The sequence below is a fragment of the Paenibacillus qinlingensis genome (genome assembly GCF_013204845.1).
GTDB classification, from domain to species: domain Bacteria; phylum Bacillota; class Bacilli; order Paenibacillales; family NBRC-103111; genus Paenibacillus_E; species Paenibacillus_E qinlingensis.
The window spans coordinates 330518-344398 of the sequence record NZ_JABMKY010000002.1 but is presented as its reverse complement, the minus strand read 5'-3'; the positions used below and the strand labels follow the sequence as shown (position 1 = coordinate 344398).

The following is a 13881-nucleotide window of genomic DNA, read 5'->3' as shown; positions in this document are numbered from 1 at the left end:
TATGTTGAATGGAGTGAGATGAATGAAAATCGCCACGCAATTGTATACAGTTCGTAACTTTCTGCAAACCCCTCAGGACATTAGCGACAGTTTGAAGAAAGTGAAGCAAATGGGGTACAACTCCGTGCAAGCGTCAGGTGTAGGCCCTATTGGTATTCATGAGTTTAAAGCGCTTACGGATCAAGCAGGTTTGAGCATTTGTGCTACCCATATCGGGTATAACGATTTGTTAAACGATATGGACTCGGTCATTGAGAAACATTTGGCTTGGGATTGTAAGTATGTTGGTTTAGGTGGACTTCCACCGGAATTCCGCGAAACAAGTCAGGGTTACGCAACCTTTGCCAAGCAAGCATCTGATTTTGGCAGACAATTGAAAAGTGCTGGTTTACAGTTCATCTATCATAACCATGATTTCGAATTTGCCAACTATGATGGAAAAACGGGTATGGAGATTCTATTCGACGAGTCTGATCCCGAAGCGGTGGATTTTGAATTAGACGTGTATTGGGTGCAGGCTGGTGGAGCCGATCCCATCGAGTGGATTCGCAAAGTGGACGGACGAATGAAAGTTGTCCATTTCAAGGATATGTGTATAACGCCAGATCGGAAACAGCGTTTCGCCGAAGTCGGTGAAGGGAATATGAATTTCAGAGGCATTATTCAAGCCTGCGAGGAAATCGGCGTGGAATGGGCGGCTGTCGAGCAGGACGACTGCTATGGACGTAATCCGTTCGAAAGCTTGGAGATTAGTTACGCGAACCTTGCTCGATTAGGTTTAAAGGAATAGATTTGTTTGAGTGAATAAGGAGCTTGGCGCATGCGTGCGCTTGGCTCCTTTTTGCTTTTGAAGTGCGGTGTCGCACACCCGTAACTCGAAAAAATCGAGTTACAGAGCCGCAAAGACTCTGCCTCGCATGAAATTAGTCAATTCTATCTAGTCTCAATCGATAATCTCGTTCAATTTCAGTCTGTCTACTAACCAGCAACTATAGTCCAAATTTGCCGAATTAATCATGCTGCACGCGACAATAAATCATAATTAGTCAGACTTTGCCCAACTAAATCGACCATATCAACGCTAGCGCACTGAAAATGGGGATTTAGTTCGGAATAATCGGATTATAGGTGATTTCCTCCGCGTAGTTCTCATTTTAAGTCGGCATAATCGGACTAAAGCTGCTCTCGGGCAAATGCTAAATGGATCGTAGTGTTGTAATGAGGTGAAGTAGTTCATGCAGCTAATACAGACTTGTTGCCTTAACGTTCTAACTGTAATCTCCGTGAGTATATTGTAGGGATAGTACAGGAACCGTTAGGGAGGTCGATCATATTTGCCTGTATACTTCATGCTCATGCTGCTGCTCACAGGGGGTTGGACACACACGGATCAACATGCAAATCCACTGGATTCCCTATGTTCGGCTTCACAAATAAATGCTGCCACAAAGGGCAACATAGACACCAATTCCATTCACTACAAAAATAAAGCATTGTTTCTAACCTATCATCATCTCGATGATCAGGAGTCTTTCATCACAATTACACCTTCCAAATTCAAGCAGCACCTGCAGGCTCTTAAAGATAAGCACTACAATGTTGTTTCCATCGAGGACTACGCTTGCTTCCACGCACATCGGTCCACATTACCTCCGAACGCGGTGGTGATTACGTTTGACGATGGTTACCGATCATTTTATGACAAAGCATATCCTCTGCTGAAACAGATGGGCTATTCGGCGACGAATTTCCTTATCCTGAGCGATGTAGACACCGATAATCCATCCTTGCCTTTTCTGACTTGGAGTCAAATCATTGAAATGAGACGTGATGGCTATAGTTTTTACTCACATACCTATGATTTGCATCAGAAAAAACGGGATGAGTCTGGTAATTTAGTACCTCTTCTGTCGAATCGAATCTGGTTGCCTAAAGAGAAAAGAACGTAGACGGATGAAGAGAGGAAGCAGCGCGTGAGAGAAGACTTGTTGTTGGGTGAGGTATTTCTGAAGACCAAGCTTCACAATCAGTTCTCATTCCTTTGTTTCCCATTAGGGGAATACAATCAGTCTGTAGTTGAGGAAGCGAAACTACTTGGATTTTCTTTATTTTTTACGACGAGGGAGGACATTAACACAGGGAACAGTGAGGAAATTTCACGCATTAGTGCAGGGATGCCCTATGTCTCTTCCGATGTTTTGCTTAAAAAGATGCAAGTGTACGATCAGAAATAGTCAGTATGCATGGAGCATCAGGATATCTTGTGAAAAAAAAACGTTTCATGTTAGGTTAAATCACGCATTCATAATCAGGTAAACTTTTTGTTTGATTATGTCGAATTATATGTTATATTATCTAACATAATAAAAGTTTTCTAGGGTTCCGCGGCGTAACCGCCGGTCAGGTCCGAGAGAAAACACACAGCACGCTGTGTTCACGGAGGGATAAAAGCCCGGGAGGTTATCGATTCTGATACCTTTCGGGCTTTTATTTTATCTTTGGATAAAGTGACTTATTGGAGGGGTTCTGATGACGATTAGAAGAAAGCTTTTGTTAGGTTTTGGCGTAATTGTTGGATTATTTTTAATTTCGCTTTCCATTCTATATGCGTCACTTCGTCAGACGTCTTCTTCATTTGAACGATTTGCACATGATGACGTTCATTTACTTAACCTGGCTAATCAAATACGATACGAAGATATCCGGTTAACGGATGCGGTGAGAGGGATAATTATTGATCCTGGAAACAAGTTGGAAAGCGATACTTATAACAATTATGCTATACAAATCGATAACCACATCAAGGAAACGGTTAGCCTCCTGCAGACAGAAGAAGAGAGGCAGATCTTTCGTGATTTGGATGCGGGTAATGTAAAATTGATTGAGTTGGAAACCAAAATGATGGAACTCGCAGCAAGCGATAAAGCGCAGACGTTGCGCATTTTTGCAGGTGATTATGCGGAGCTTCGGATACAATTTGCTGATTTATTAAACCGATTTCAACACTTGCAGGAACAGCATATCGAGGAACGTTCCCTTCAAACTGCAACTCTAGTGAAGCAACGGTCGGCAATTGCACTTGTGGTGCTGGCATGTTCTATTTTAACGGCAATACTTATCGCATTATGGGTAACTAGGCATATCCTTTTTCGGATGAACCAAGTGAAATCCAAACTGGACGAGTTATCAGGAAGTTCTGGTGATTTACGAGATCGAATTCAAATCCAAGGCAAAGATGAAATTGCCCTATTAGCGCAATCTTTTAACAGGATGATGGATATGATTCAAGGACTCATTCACCAAGTGAGGGAATCTGCCGACAGAGTTAATCTTGCAACAAAGTATTTAGTCTCGTCCTCCGAGCAAACGTCAAAGATTACACGTGATATTGATCAGAAAGCGGTGAATATGGCGGAAGGGGCGAATTCACAAGCCAAAGGGATCGAAGAGAGCTCGCATGCCATGGGGGAAATAGCTTCAGACATCCAACGAGTCGCTGATCATATGTCGACGATGGCTATGCAATCGGAACAATCTGTTTCACTAGCAACGATGGGGAGTAAATCCATTGCATCTGCAGTAGCCGGTATGTATGCACTTACAGAATCCGTGCAGCATGCGAATCAAGCCGTGAAGAAAGTGAACGCGAAATCACAAGCCATCTATCAGGTGATTGAATGGATGCGAGAGGTAGCCGACCAAACGAATCTTTTGGCCCTTAATGCAGCTATTGAAGCTGCCCATGCTGGAGAGCACGGTAGAGGCTTCGCTGTTGTAGCTGACGAGGTTAGAAAGCTTGCTAGTCAGAGCGCGCAATCGGCTGAACATATCACACAATTGATTGGGCAAATTCAAGCGGACTTAACGGAAGCAGATGTGGCAATGGATCAAGGAGGGGCAGAGGTCAGTACAGGCCTAGCAAGCATGGAGCATGCGGGAGAATTGTTTGAGAAAATTCGCAACGATATCCAGCTAATCTTTCAAAATACACTAGAAGTATCCGGCGTTTCACAACAGATGGCCGCGGGATCAGAGCAAATCTATGCATCATTCAGCGAAGCAGCTGATATTAGTAAGCATACTGGCAGAGACACGAAGTTTGTGTCTGATATGGTGCAAAAACAATTAGAAACCGTAGAAATCGCAACGGAACATGCGGCAACACTAACCCAGGTTGCGAATGAATTGCATATACAGATTCAACGTTTTCACATTTAATTGAAGAATACGAGCTAGCGCTTCATGCGCTGGTTCGTTTTTTTTTGTGCATCCAACGGTAAGGCAAGATTGTTCTAAGCAGGTGTAGAGTCTTTTTCTGTTGAATACAAGGTAGCATCGGAAAAGTGCTTAAATCAAATTGTGGAGTGTGATTACGATGCTAATAGCACTAAATGAATTGCAATTTTATAAAAACTTTGATGAGCTTGCAAAAGATATTCTAGAGATGGCCAAAGAAACGATGCCGGATCGTTTGATTTATTTGACTTCTTTTACCAAGAAACAACAAATCATCTTAAAACTATCGGAAATTAACGTAAATATCGGGATAAATGAAGGTATGGTTATCGAGATTAATGAAACGGTTTGTAACCGAATTGATTTCGAGAACAATACACCATTAGTTTTTGAAGATATGGGTAGAGAAACGAAGTTAGATGATTTAAGGCAAGCGCTTGTTGCCGCTAATATTAATTCTTATCTAGGAATTCCCATTATTCTATCGAATGGAGATACTTTTGGGACCTTGTGTGCCGTTCATACAAATGCCAAAAAAATCAGCAAAAAGAGCATAACCATGCTCCAAAGAATAGCTAAGTTATTCTCCTACTATTTAGATTTGGAACGACTTGCCTACAGGGATTCCTTAACGGGACTTTATAATCGGCAGTTTCTTTATAAATATTTCGAAGACATCTCCACCACTGGAGGCGCATTATTGTTTCTAGATTTGGATGGTTTTAAGAAGGTAAATGACTTGTACGGACATGAAACTGGGGATTTAGTTTTAAGAGAAGTCGCATTAAGACTTGAGAATTTCATTCAACAGCGTCATGGTTTTGCGGTTAGATTAGGCGGAGATGAATTCATAGTTAATTTAGTTGATCTCACAAGCCGCGAAGAAATTAGTAAACTAGCAGATTTTTTACTTTCAAGGTTATCAACTTGGGATACCCAGTTAGAAGCGTTCAATTTATCAGTTAGCATTGGCATAGTGATATATCCGGCAGATGACAACAACCTGTTAAAAACGTTACTTAAAAATGCGGATAATGCCTTATATCGGGCTAAAGCAAACGGAAAGAACGGATATCAATTTTTCTAAATGGGCAGGACCACACATTTGAGCATCATTTTTCCAAAAATATGTGTAAGAACACCTATTCCACGAGATGTGAGATATATGCTATAATTCACGGAGTCATAATAACTGGCTTACAACCACCCTTGGTTGTAGGTCTTTTTTTCAGGAATGTGCTAGATATCGCAATAACAACTTAGACGTATGCGGAAATTATTAAACAATTGTGATATTGAAAGTAGGATCATTTATGAATTTTATTCTAATGGCTGCTATGTCTTTGGTGCCTCTGTTTCTCGGATTATCTTGCAAAATGTTGTTTAAAACGAAACTAACCAATGCCATGGTACTTTTCATGTGCTTCATGAGTATATGGCAATTAGATGTCAGTGTGTTATATAGCAACGACATTTTGAAAACAGATTCGATCTTATTTCTGTTCCAACTCTTGCGAATGGGTTCGATTATGCTTCCTCCAGCTTTTCTATATGTTGGCTATATTTCATTAAAACATCTATCGAAGGATGAAGCTCAATGGATGAATCTCATCATAAATAAGTATACGCTTACCGCGTATGGTTTGTGGTCTGTATTTATTTATATCATCAATTGGACAGATCTTGGTGTACTTGGGTTAAAGTCAATTCAAGGTATCGGAAATCAGGTTACCGTCTTGTACCCGATCTATGGTGAATGGGGCAGTTTATTTGTTAACCACATTAAATTATTGGTTGTAAGTATTCTATTAACATTAATTGCAAGTAGAAAAGTAACAGATAAATATGTGAGAAATTTCCTGACTTTATTTAGTCTTACTTTCCTTTTAACGTATATGATCGGCGTATTGAATTTACAAGCAGGCACTTTCATTTATTCAAGCCAAATTGCCGTCATGATGTTTTCTATCATTATCTTCTTTATTTTTGTTCATATGAGTACAAGAATGATCAGAGATACGTCGCAAATTTTGAAAAGGAAAGAGAAAGAAGAACAAATTGAAATATCGACTTCTGGACTCATTCATGAAATTAATAATCCGCTTACTGTCGTGAAAGGATATTCCGACCTCTTATCACGAAATGAGGAGTTGGATGGCAGCGCCAAAGGGATGATTAATCATATTGGCATTGCTGGCGACCATATGAACAGCATTCTTACAAACTATAATCATTTTATCAAAAGTGGCAAAATTCAAACGGAAGAAGCTGACATTCTGGATGTGCTTCATGAATCCATTGCCTTGACTTCCATCCATACGAAAGAAAAGAATGTATGCATTGAATTCAACTCTCATAAAAATATTATCGTTTCAATAGATCGAGATAAAGTAAGACAAGTCTTTATCAATTTAATCAATAATAGTATTGATGCCATGGAGAAGTCCGTTCGAAAGGTTCTCAAGATTGACTATTATACGAAAAATAATGAGATTCATATCCTGCTCTCAGACACTGGCTCTGGTATTCCTCAAGATGAATGGGATCACATTTTCACACCATTCCATACAACCAAAAAAGCAGGTATGGGTTTAGGCTTGTCAATTTCGCAGCGCATTATTAACTCACATGGCGGTTATATTGAAATCGTAAATAGTACGGCAGAAGGTACGGAGCTGAAAGTGATCATGCCACTTTGGTCCGTATAATCAAAAAGCTTAGTCAACGGGACATCGCCTCGCAGACTAAGCTTTTTATTATTAACTTACAGCGATTTGTTCTTCAGTCGAATTTTCCTTCATAAGAGGTTTGCTCTTCGATCTATATACACCGAGCATTAATCCTGTTCCCAGTGCTGTGCATTCGAGTGGATGTTCTGCAATATGAACGGCAACGCCAGTATCCGCGCGAATACGTTCATCAATTCCTTCTAGCAACGCCCCGCCACCGCAAAGCAAGATCCCTTGTTCCATGACATCGCCTGCCAGTTCTGGCGGACAAAGTTCTAACGTAGCCCTGATGGCTTCGATCAATGCATCTAAGAATTCATTAACTACCGTGTATATTTCGCTTGAGACCAATCGGATAGAGCGAGGTAAACCATGAACCAAATCACGTCCACGGATCTCTATCGAGCGTTCATCCGTTGTAAGGATAGCTGTTCCGATTTCTTTTTTGATGAGCTCAGCGGTTCGTTCACCAATTTCCATGTTATATTGACGTTTCACATAATCCATAATATCACGATCGATTGAAAGGCCACCACGGTTGATCGTATGGCTTGCAACGATGCCACCAAGTGATAACACGGCTACTTGGCAGGTTCCGCCACCAATATCGAGGACTAAATGCCCTATGGGTTCGTCGAGCAAAAGCCCAGCTCCAAGCGCCGCTGCAATGGGTTCCTCGACTGCAATCGCTTTTTTGGCTCCCCGATGAACGATCGTTTCTTCAATGGCTCGTTTTTGCACATTCGTAATGCCACATGGCACCGTAATATAAATTTGCGAACTACGCAGAAAAGAGGGTCTACCTTGAATTTTTTTTATAAAATAGTTCAGCATCGTGCTGGTCTTGTCAAAATTAGCAATGACACCATGTATTAAAGGATACGTGATATCCACATGCGCGGGTGCTCGTCCAATCATCGCTTGCGCTTCCGATCCTGCGGCTATTAATTCACCTGTATGGTGATCATATGCGACAACGGAGGGTTCATTAAGCACAATACCCTTACCCTTTTCGAAAATAACTGTGTTGGAAGTTCCTAAATCAATCCCGAATAACTTATCAAATTGTTTGAACATTACTTGTTTCCTCCTTTGAATTGTAATCAGGCTTGGTGGGGAGGTGGCATTCACGTCTGTATAGTATTCTTGTTCAATTGCAGATTTAAGGGGGCTGATGACAAAGGAAATATTTATAAGATCACGAATAGTTAACTAATCCCATGATAAGGAAATCATTCAAACTACGGTGATTGTATGAAAACAACGATTTATATGGCAGCTTTTTTGTCAGAGGTAAGCACGGAAGTATCCTGATTATACTTATGGTTGGAAGCTGCAAATACATGAATGATTAGAGGGACAAACAATGGGAATAAACATACAAACCGTTATCGATGGTTTAATATCCCCGGTCGCGAGGCTCGAGAACACAGTCGATACACTGAAGTTCGGCCAACCAGATACCGAGGTGACCGGCATTATGATCGCTTTCATGCCGACGCAATTTGTGATTGAGCAAGCAATTAGGCGGGGAGCGAATCTTATTATTGCTCACGAAGGACCCTTTTTTTCGCATCATGATGATACGGCCATACTGAAAAACGATCCTGTCTATGAGGAAAAGCGAAGGCTCTTAGAAACATCAGGAATCGCGTTATTCCGGTTCCACGATTACTTGCATCGCTATACACCAGATGGTATCATGGAAGGCTTGATTCAGAAACTCGATTGGATGTCTTACGTACAAGAGCATCATGCAGCGTACTCCATCTTGCAAATACCTATAGAAACTGTAAGCAATATTGCAGAGCATGTGAAGAAACGCCTTGGAATTACTTTCGTAAGAGCACATGGCAATCGTGAAATGGCGTGTTCGAAGATCGGCTTGCTCGCAGGATATCGTGGTGGTGGTCATAATGCGCTTCCGCTGTTTGAGAGAGAGCAATTGGATCTTATTATGTATGGGGAAGGTCCTGAATGGGAAACGCCTGAGTACGTTAGGGATGCTGTCCATCAAGGTAGACATAAGGCATTAATCGTATTAGGTCATGCAGAGAGTGAAGAACCGGGTATGGAAATCCTGGCAAATAAACTTAGAAGCATGTACAGCGAGATTCCTGTTCATTATGTGAAAGAAAAACCGATTTTTCAAGTTTTATAATCTAAACGAAGTCTTTTTCTCCGAAATGAAAGGGGGATGCATGTGGTACAAGAAGTTGTCATCGAAGCCTATAATTCAGCTTGGATTGAAGAGTTCGAGAGTGAAAAAAAGAAGATATCTCAAGTTTTAGCGAACAATGTCCATCAAATCGAGCATATCGGAAGCACCTCGATCGTTGGGATGCCTGCCAAACCCATCTTAGATATTGCTGTTAGTGTGAATAGTCTGGATGAAGCCGACTTATTTATTGAACCACTAAAAACGCTTGGCTATGAATATGTTCCTAAATTAGATTTTCCCAATCGCAGGTTTTTTCGCAAGGGTGCGCGGAAGAAGGGCACACATCACCTTCATGTTTATGAACAGAGTAGTGATGAATGGAGCCATAACCTGCTCTTCAGGAACTATCTTAGAAGCCATCCTGAGCAAGCAGCAGCATATGCCGAGCTCAAAAAGCACCTCGCTTCCTTATATGTAGAAGATAGAGCGACATATACACAGATGAAAGCACCTTTCATTCAATCTATAATCGATTTGGCAAAAAAAGAGTAGAATTACAGTCCGTTTTGATCACACCTTATTAAGGAGTTGATTTCATAATGCCTGTATACAATTCAGCTTGTGATGTAAACAATCCGCAAAAAGGACTCCAACTGTCGGAGATTCCTGCGCATGACCCCTTCATTTTTGCAGATAGCCTGAATGGTCTTTATTATTTGTACACAGGAGGGTCACCAAGGTTACACAGGATGGAAAGCTACGGTGTCCTCACATATAAAAGTACGAATTTAAGGGAATGGGAAGGACCCTACATCGTATTCACTGTTCCTGAGGGAGGATGGGCTCATCCGCAGCATGGCGCTTGGGCACCAGAAGTGCATGTGTATAAGGGGCGATTCTATCTGTTCGTCACCTTACATAATAATGACAGACCATTAGAAGGGGAGCCGATTCAGGGTTTCGCCAAACATTGGAGAGGATCAGTTATTGCCGTTAGCGATTCATTGGAAGGACCGTTTCGACTGCTGAATGAAGAGTCCCATGTTCTTCCAGAAACAATGATGACACTTGACGGAACATTTTATGTGGACGAAAAGGGACTACCTTGGATGGTATACTGTCATGAGTGGATTCAAACCATTGATGGTACGATCGAAGCTGTACGTTTGAAGGAAGATTTATCCGGAGCGGTTGGTGAACCGATTCATTTGTTCAATGGGTCGGAAGCGCTTTGGGAAAACGAAGAGGCGCTTCCCGAAGGTGACATTCGTGTTTATGTAACGGACGGCTGCCAATTGTACCGAACTTCAGGTGGTCAGTTGATGATGCTTTGGTCCAGTTATCAAGCGGGTAGTTATGTACAGACCATCGCTCGCTCAATGACCGGTCAATTGGAAGGACCATGGGAACAACTTCCTCCTCTTGTGAAAGATGACAGTGGTCATGGTATGATGTTCCAGACATTCGAAGGAACCTGGCTGCTAATCCTGCATCAACCTTTTCGAATGCCTCAATCGAGATGCAAATTGTTTGAAATGGAAGATAGAGGAGATAACTTCAAAGTAGCTCGCCAAATCGATTAAAACGAAGGAGATACCGTTATTATGAAACTACGCTGTGCAATTTTAGATGATTATCAGCAAGTAGCGTTGACTGCTGCGGATTGGTCGCAGATTTTGGATAAGGTGGAGGTCAAGCGTATCGATCGGCATATCGACTCTGTTGATGAGCTGGTCGAACAGATCGCAGACTGCGAAATTGTCGTCATAATGCGTGAAAGGACACCTTTCCGCGCGGAATTGCTTGCTAAGCTTCCTAAGCTGAAGTTGCTTATAACAACAGGCATGCGCAACGCTTCTGTCGATATGACCGCCGCTGCGTCGCAAGGCATAATCGTGTGCGGCACGGGAGGGGCTGGCAATGCAACAGCCGAACTTACGTGGGCGCTGTTATTAGGACTTGCTCGTAACATTGTCACGGAACACAATGCAGTTCGTAGTGGACACTGGCAAAGTACGGTTGGCGCGGATCTTTACGGCAAGACGCTTGGGGTCATTGGACTTGGTAATTTGGGTACGAAAATTGCCAAATTCGGTCATGCATTTGGTATGGATGTAATAGCTTGGAGTCAGAATTTAACGCAAGAGCGAGCTGATGAAGTTGGCGTACGACTTGCACATTCCAAAGAAGAGCTAATGGCGAACAGTGATTTTGTGTCTATTCATCTTGTTTTAAGCGATCGTACACGCGGGCTGATTCGTGCGGAAGACCTTAAGCGAATGAAGCAATCAGCCTTTCTAATCAATACTTCAAGAGCGCCTATCGTGGATCAAGCTGCACTTGCGGAAGCTTTGCAAGGCGGATGGATCGCCGGAGCGGCAGTGGATGTGTTCGAAGTGGAACCTTTGCCCAAGGATGATATCTATCGGTCACTTCCGAATTTGCTCGCGACACCACATATCGGCTATGTAGCCAAAGCGAATTATGAAGCCTTTTACAAACAAGTGGTAGAAGATATTGAAGCTTATTTATCAGGAGCACCGGTTCGACGGTTGAATTAATTAATCACATTAACTATTGAGGGCAGAGAAGAAGAGGAGCTCAAGAACTAGGAAACGAGGAGGTGTGAAAGTGGAATACGTGAGGGATTATGCCATGTATGCTTCTGTATTCGGTATGTTCAGCTTTGTCTGGTTCGGTTGGGCGCAAGAAAATCCGAGATCTAGTTGGCGATTGTATCTTGGCATCGCTTCTGGGATTGCTCTTATCATTTGTTTAATTGGTGTTTATTTAAGCATTAAGAACTGGGAGGAACCCTCGGCATTAGCGGAATCATCCGCCTTCCGAAATTATCTCATTTCTTTTTACGCTGAATTTATTCTGGGTGGTGCAGGTGCGGTTGTACTGATCCGGAAAAAACGTAAAGCCTATGTCGCCCCTTGGATCGCATTCATTGTAGGCATTCATTTCATTAGCTTGAAAAGTGTATTTGATGATCCAAGCTTATGGATACTTGCCGCGTTAATGGTAGCCGTTTCGATTATTGCTATACGTGTTGCTCCTAAACTCCAAGTGGCGAATAGTGCAATAACGGGGATTGGTGCTGGTACTGTGTTATTCGGTTTCGCAATATTAGGGTTGATCCGATTTATGTCTGTGTAGTGTATTGATAAAAGAATCAGAAAATGGAGCCTGAGACTATGTCTCAGGTTTTTTACATACACATGCATTATGGCAAAGTTTATCCATGAGAAAGGAAATTAAGGAATTGTGTGGAAAAAGGTTGTATGACCAAGTTAAGAGGAGAACAAGATGAACCATTTAACGGAAGCTTATGTGGACAGCCTGGCACTCAATAGCAGTGCGATCAAGAATGGCAAAGATTTGGTGAAGAAGAACAGCTTTCCGCAGCTCTGTCAGTCAGAAGATGGAACGATTATTTTTGGGGAGTGCAAGGGAAGCGGCAAGGATCCCTATCAATGTTCAGTCGATGTTATAAAAGAAGGCATTCCGGTCTTCCGGTGCACATGTCCAAGCCGCCAATTCCCTTGCAAGCACAATCTCGGATTGATGTATGCTTTCACTTCAGGTAAGCCATTTGCGATTGCCCCTATTCCTCAAGATATTGCTGACAAGAGAACAAAAGCTGAAAAACGAGAAGAGAAGCAGAAGGAAGCTACCACGACAGATTCACCTGCTCCAAAGCGTAAACCGAACAAGTCGGCACTAATCAAAAAAATAACAGCTCAGCTAGAGGGAATCCATATAGCGGAGAAATTGATTTTTCAACTAGTTACTTCTGGGCTTGGCAGCTTGGATAAAAAAGCGCTTCAAACGGCTGATGAGCAAGCGAAACAATTAGGTAACTACTTCATCCCAGGTATCCAATCAGCACTAAGAGAGTTCATATTGATATTCAGAAGTGAGCTAGAACGAGAGAAAGTGTATCCTGTTAGCATAGAACAGCTGACTACTTTACATACGTTGCTTAAGAAAAGTAAAGAGTACCTGACCAACAGATTAGAAAATCCGGATCTGCCTATCGATGCAGAATCAACGTTGGAAGAATGGATCGGACATGCCTGGCAAATCGCCGAGCTTAGAGAACTTTCCCGTGTGCGTTACGATATTGAGCTCTTGCAGTTATCGTTCCGATCTTACTCGGACCCTGCTAGGGGGGAGTTCATTGATGAGGGATATTGGGCTGATCTTCAAAGTGGCCAAATTCACTTAACCCGAACGTACAGACCTTTTCGAGCCGCCAAATATATACGTGAAGAAGACTCTATTTTTCACGTAGTACATGCGAAAGAACTTGCAGTTTACCCTGGTGAACTAAACACAAGGGTGCGATTTGAAGAAGCGACTTACCGCGATGCGGGACCGCATGATTATCAGCATATCCAACAAGGAGCTTCAAAATCATACACAGATGTCATTAAACAAGTGAAAAATCTCATTAAAAACCCACTTTCCGATAAGCATCCAGTTGTATTGCTTTATTATGCAGGAATAAAAAAGACAGAAACGAGCTACGTATTAATAGATGTACAGGGTAAGCAAATTCCCCTAGCCGACATTCCGTATCTGAATGAGCCAACAACCTCTTTAATTGCTATGTTAGGGAGGCAGCACTTTGAGAATCAGGCAATGCTTGTCATGTTTGAACACAATTGGGCGACTAATCGGCTCGAAGCACAGCCGCTTAGTATTATTGCTGCCAATGAAATCATTCGCCTGCTGTTTTGATGAATA

At 42.1% G+C, this 13881-nt stretch carries 13 protein-coding genes and 1 riboswitch; of the genes, 12 read left to right on the top strand and 1 reads right to left on the bottom strand.

The window, feature by feature from the left end:
• The first annotated feature begins 22 nt into the window (after nt 1-22).
• The 6 genes from HQN88_RS04945 (at nt 23) to HQN88_RS04920 (ending at nt 6944) form a co-directional block, all read left to right on the top strand.
• Nucleotides 23-790 (top strand): sugar phosphate isomerase/epimerase family protein, encoded by a 768-nt coding sequence (locus HQN88_RS04945; RefSeq protein WP_216855631.1) that lies wholly within the window; start codon nt 23-25, stop codon nt 788-790.
• A 544-nt stretch (nt 791-1334) separates the two neighbouring features.
• Nucleotides 1335-1949, top strand: a complete 615-nt coding sequence (locus HQN88_RS04940) for a polysaccharide deacetylase family protein (RefSeq protein WP_173109125.1) — start codon at nt 1335-1337, stop codon at nt 1947-1949.
• 24 nt (nt 1950-1973) lie between these two features.
• Nucleotides 1974-2234: a polysaccharide deacetylase family protein gene (locus HQN88_RS04935; protein ID WP_173109124.1), complete on the top strand. Its 261-nt coding sequence runs from the start codon at nt 1974-1976 to the stop codon at nt 2232-2234.
• Nucleotides 2235-2363: 129 nt separating this feature from the next.
• A riboswitch (guanidine-I (ykkC/yxkD leader) is annotated at nt 2364-2461 on the top strand.
• Between the two features lie 68 nt (nt 2462-2529).
• A complete protein-coding gene (locus HQN88_RS04930) occupies nt 2530-4218 on the top strand; it encodes a methyl-accepting chemotaxis protein (protein ID WP_173109123.1) in 1689 nt (562 codons plus the stop codon).
• Between the two features lie 157 nt (nt 4219-4375).
• Nucleotides 4376-5323, top strand: coding sequence for a diguanylate cyclase domain-containing protein (locus tag HQN88_RS04925; protein ID WP_173109122.1), 948 nt, complete (start codon nt 4376-4378; stop codon nt 5321-5323).
• A gap of 226 nt (nt 5324-5549) precedes the next feature.
• Nucleotides 5550-6944 carry a sensor histidine kinase gene (locus HQN88_RS04920; protein ID WP_173109121.1) on the top strand — a complete coding sequence of 465 codons (1395 nt, stop codon included), beginning with the start codon at nt 5550-5552 and terminating at the stop codon, nt 6942-6944.
• A gap of 51 nt (nt 6945-6995) precedes the next feature.
• Here the strand turns inward: HQN88_RS04920 and mreB are convergent, their stop codons facing one another.
• The gene (gene mreB, locus HQN88_RS04915) at nt 6996-8042 is read right to left on the bottom strand and encodes a rod shape-determining protein (RefSeq protein ID WP_173109120.1); all 1047 of its coding nucleotides are present in this window, start codon (nt 8040-8042) and stop codon (nt 6996-6998) included.
• A 289-nt stretch (nt 8043-8331) separates the two neighbouring features.
• On the opposite strand from mreB, the gene HQN88_RS04910 reads away from it, so the two are divergent.
• The 6 genes from HQN88_RS04910 to HQN88_RS04885 all read left to right on the top strand — a co-directional run bounded on the left by HQN88_RS04910 (nt 8332) and on the right by HQN88_RS04885 (nt 13875).
• Entirely contained in the window at nt 8332-9126 is a 795-nt protein-coding gene (locus HQN88_RS04910; protein ID WP_173109119.1) for a Nif3-like dinuclear metal center hexameric protein, read from the top strand.
• Between the two features lie 42 nt (nt 9127-9168).
• The gene (locus HQN88_RS04905) at nt 9169-9678 is read left to right on the top strand and encodes a GrpB family protein (protein WP_173109118.1); all 510 of its coding nucleotides are present in this window, start codon (nt 9169-9171) and stop codon (nt 9676-9678) included.
• 47 nt (nt 9679-9725) lie between these two features.
• Nucleotides 9726-10709 (top strand): glycoside hydrolase family 43 protein, encoded by a 984-nt coding sequence (locus HQN88_RS04900; protein WP_173109117.1) that lies wholly within the window; start codon nt 9726-9728, stop codon nt 10707-10709.
• Nucleotides 10710-10730: 21 nt separating this feature from the next.
• A complete protein-coding gene (locus HQN88_RS04895) occupies nt 10731-11687 on the top strand; it encodes a D-2-hydroxyacid dehydrogenase family protein (RefSeq protein WP_173109116.1) in 957 nt (318 codons plus the stop codon).
• A gap of 70 nt (nt 11688-11757) precedes the next feature.
• On the top strand, nt 11758-12288 hold the full coding sequence (locus tag HQN88_RS04890; protein ID WP_173109115.1) for a hypothetical protein: 531 nt from the start codon (nt 11758-11760) through the stop codon (nt 12286-12288).
• Between the two features lie 150 nt (nt 12289-12438).
• Nucleotides 12439-13875: an SWIM zinc finger family protein gene (locus HQN88_RS04885; protein ID WP_173109114.1), complete on the top strand. Its 1437-nt coding sequence runs from the start codon at nt 12439-12441 to the stop codon at nt 13873-13875.
• Nucleotides 13876-13881 lie beyond the last annotated feature (6 nt).

What these genes read in the sequence shown, in the direction of transcription:
- HQN88_RS04930 (WP_173109123.1), top strand. Translation starts at nt 2,530, where the DNA reads ATGACGATTAGAAGAAAGCTTTTGTTAGGTTTTGGCGTAATTGTTGGA.
- HQN88_RS04925 (WP_173109122.1), top strand. Translation starts at nt 4,376, where the DNA reads ATGCTAATAGCACTAAATGAATTGCAATTTTATAAAAACTTTGATGAG.
- mreB (WP_173109120.1), bottom strand. Translation starts at nt 8,042, where the DNA reads ATGTTCAAACAATTTGATAAGTTATTCGGGATTGATTTAGGAACTTCC.
- HQN88_RS04900 (WP_173109117.1), top strand. Translation starts at nt 9,726, where the DNA reads ATGCCTGTATACAATTCAGCTTGTGATGTAAACAATCCGCAAAAAGGA.
- HQN88_RS04945 (WP_216855631.1), top strand. Translation starts at nt 23, where the DNA reads ATGAAAATCGCCACGCAATTGTATACAGTTCGTAACTTTCTGCAAACC.
- HQN88_RS04885 (WP_173109114.1), top strand. Translation starts at nt 12,439, where the DNA reads ATGAACCATTTAACGGAAGCTTATGTGGACAGCCTGGCACTCAATAGC.
- HQN88_RS04910 (WP_173109119.1), top strand. Translation starts at nt 8,332, where the DNA reads ATGGGAATAAACATACAAACCGTTATCGATGGTTTAATATCCCCGGTC.
- HQN88_RS04895 (WP_173109116.1), top strand. Translation starts at nt 10,731, where the DNA reads ATGAAACTACGCTGTGCAATTTTAGATGATTATCAGCAAGTAGCGTTG.
- HQN88_RS04920 (WP_173109121.1), top strand. Translation starts at nt 5,550, where the DNA reads ATGAATTTTATTCTAATGGCTGCTATGTCTTTGGTGCCTCTGTTTCTC.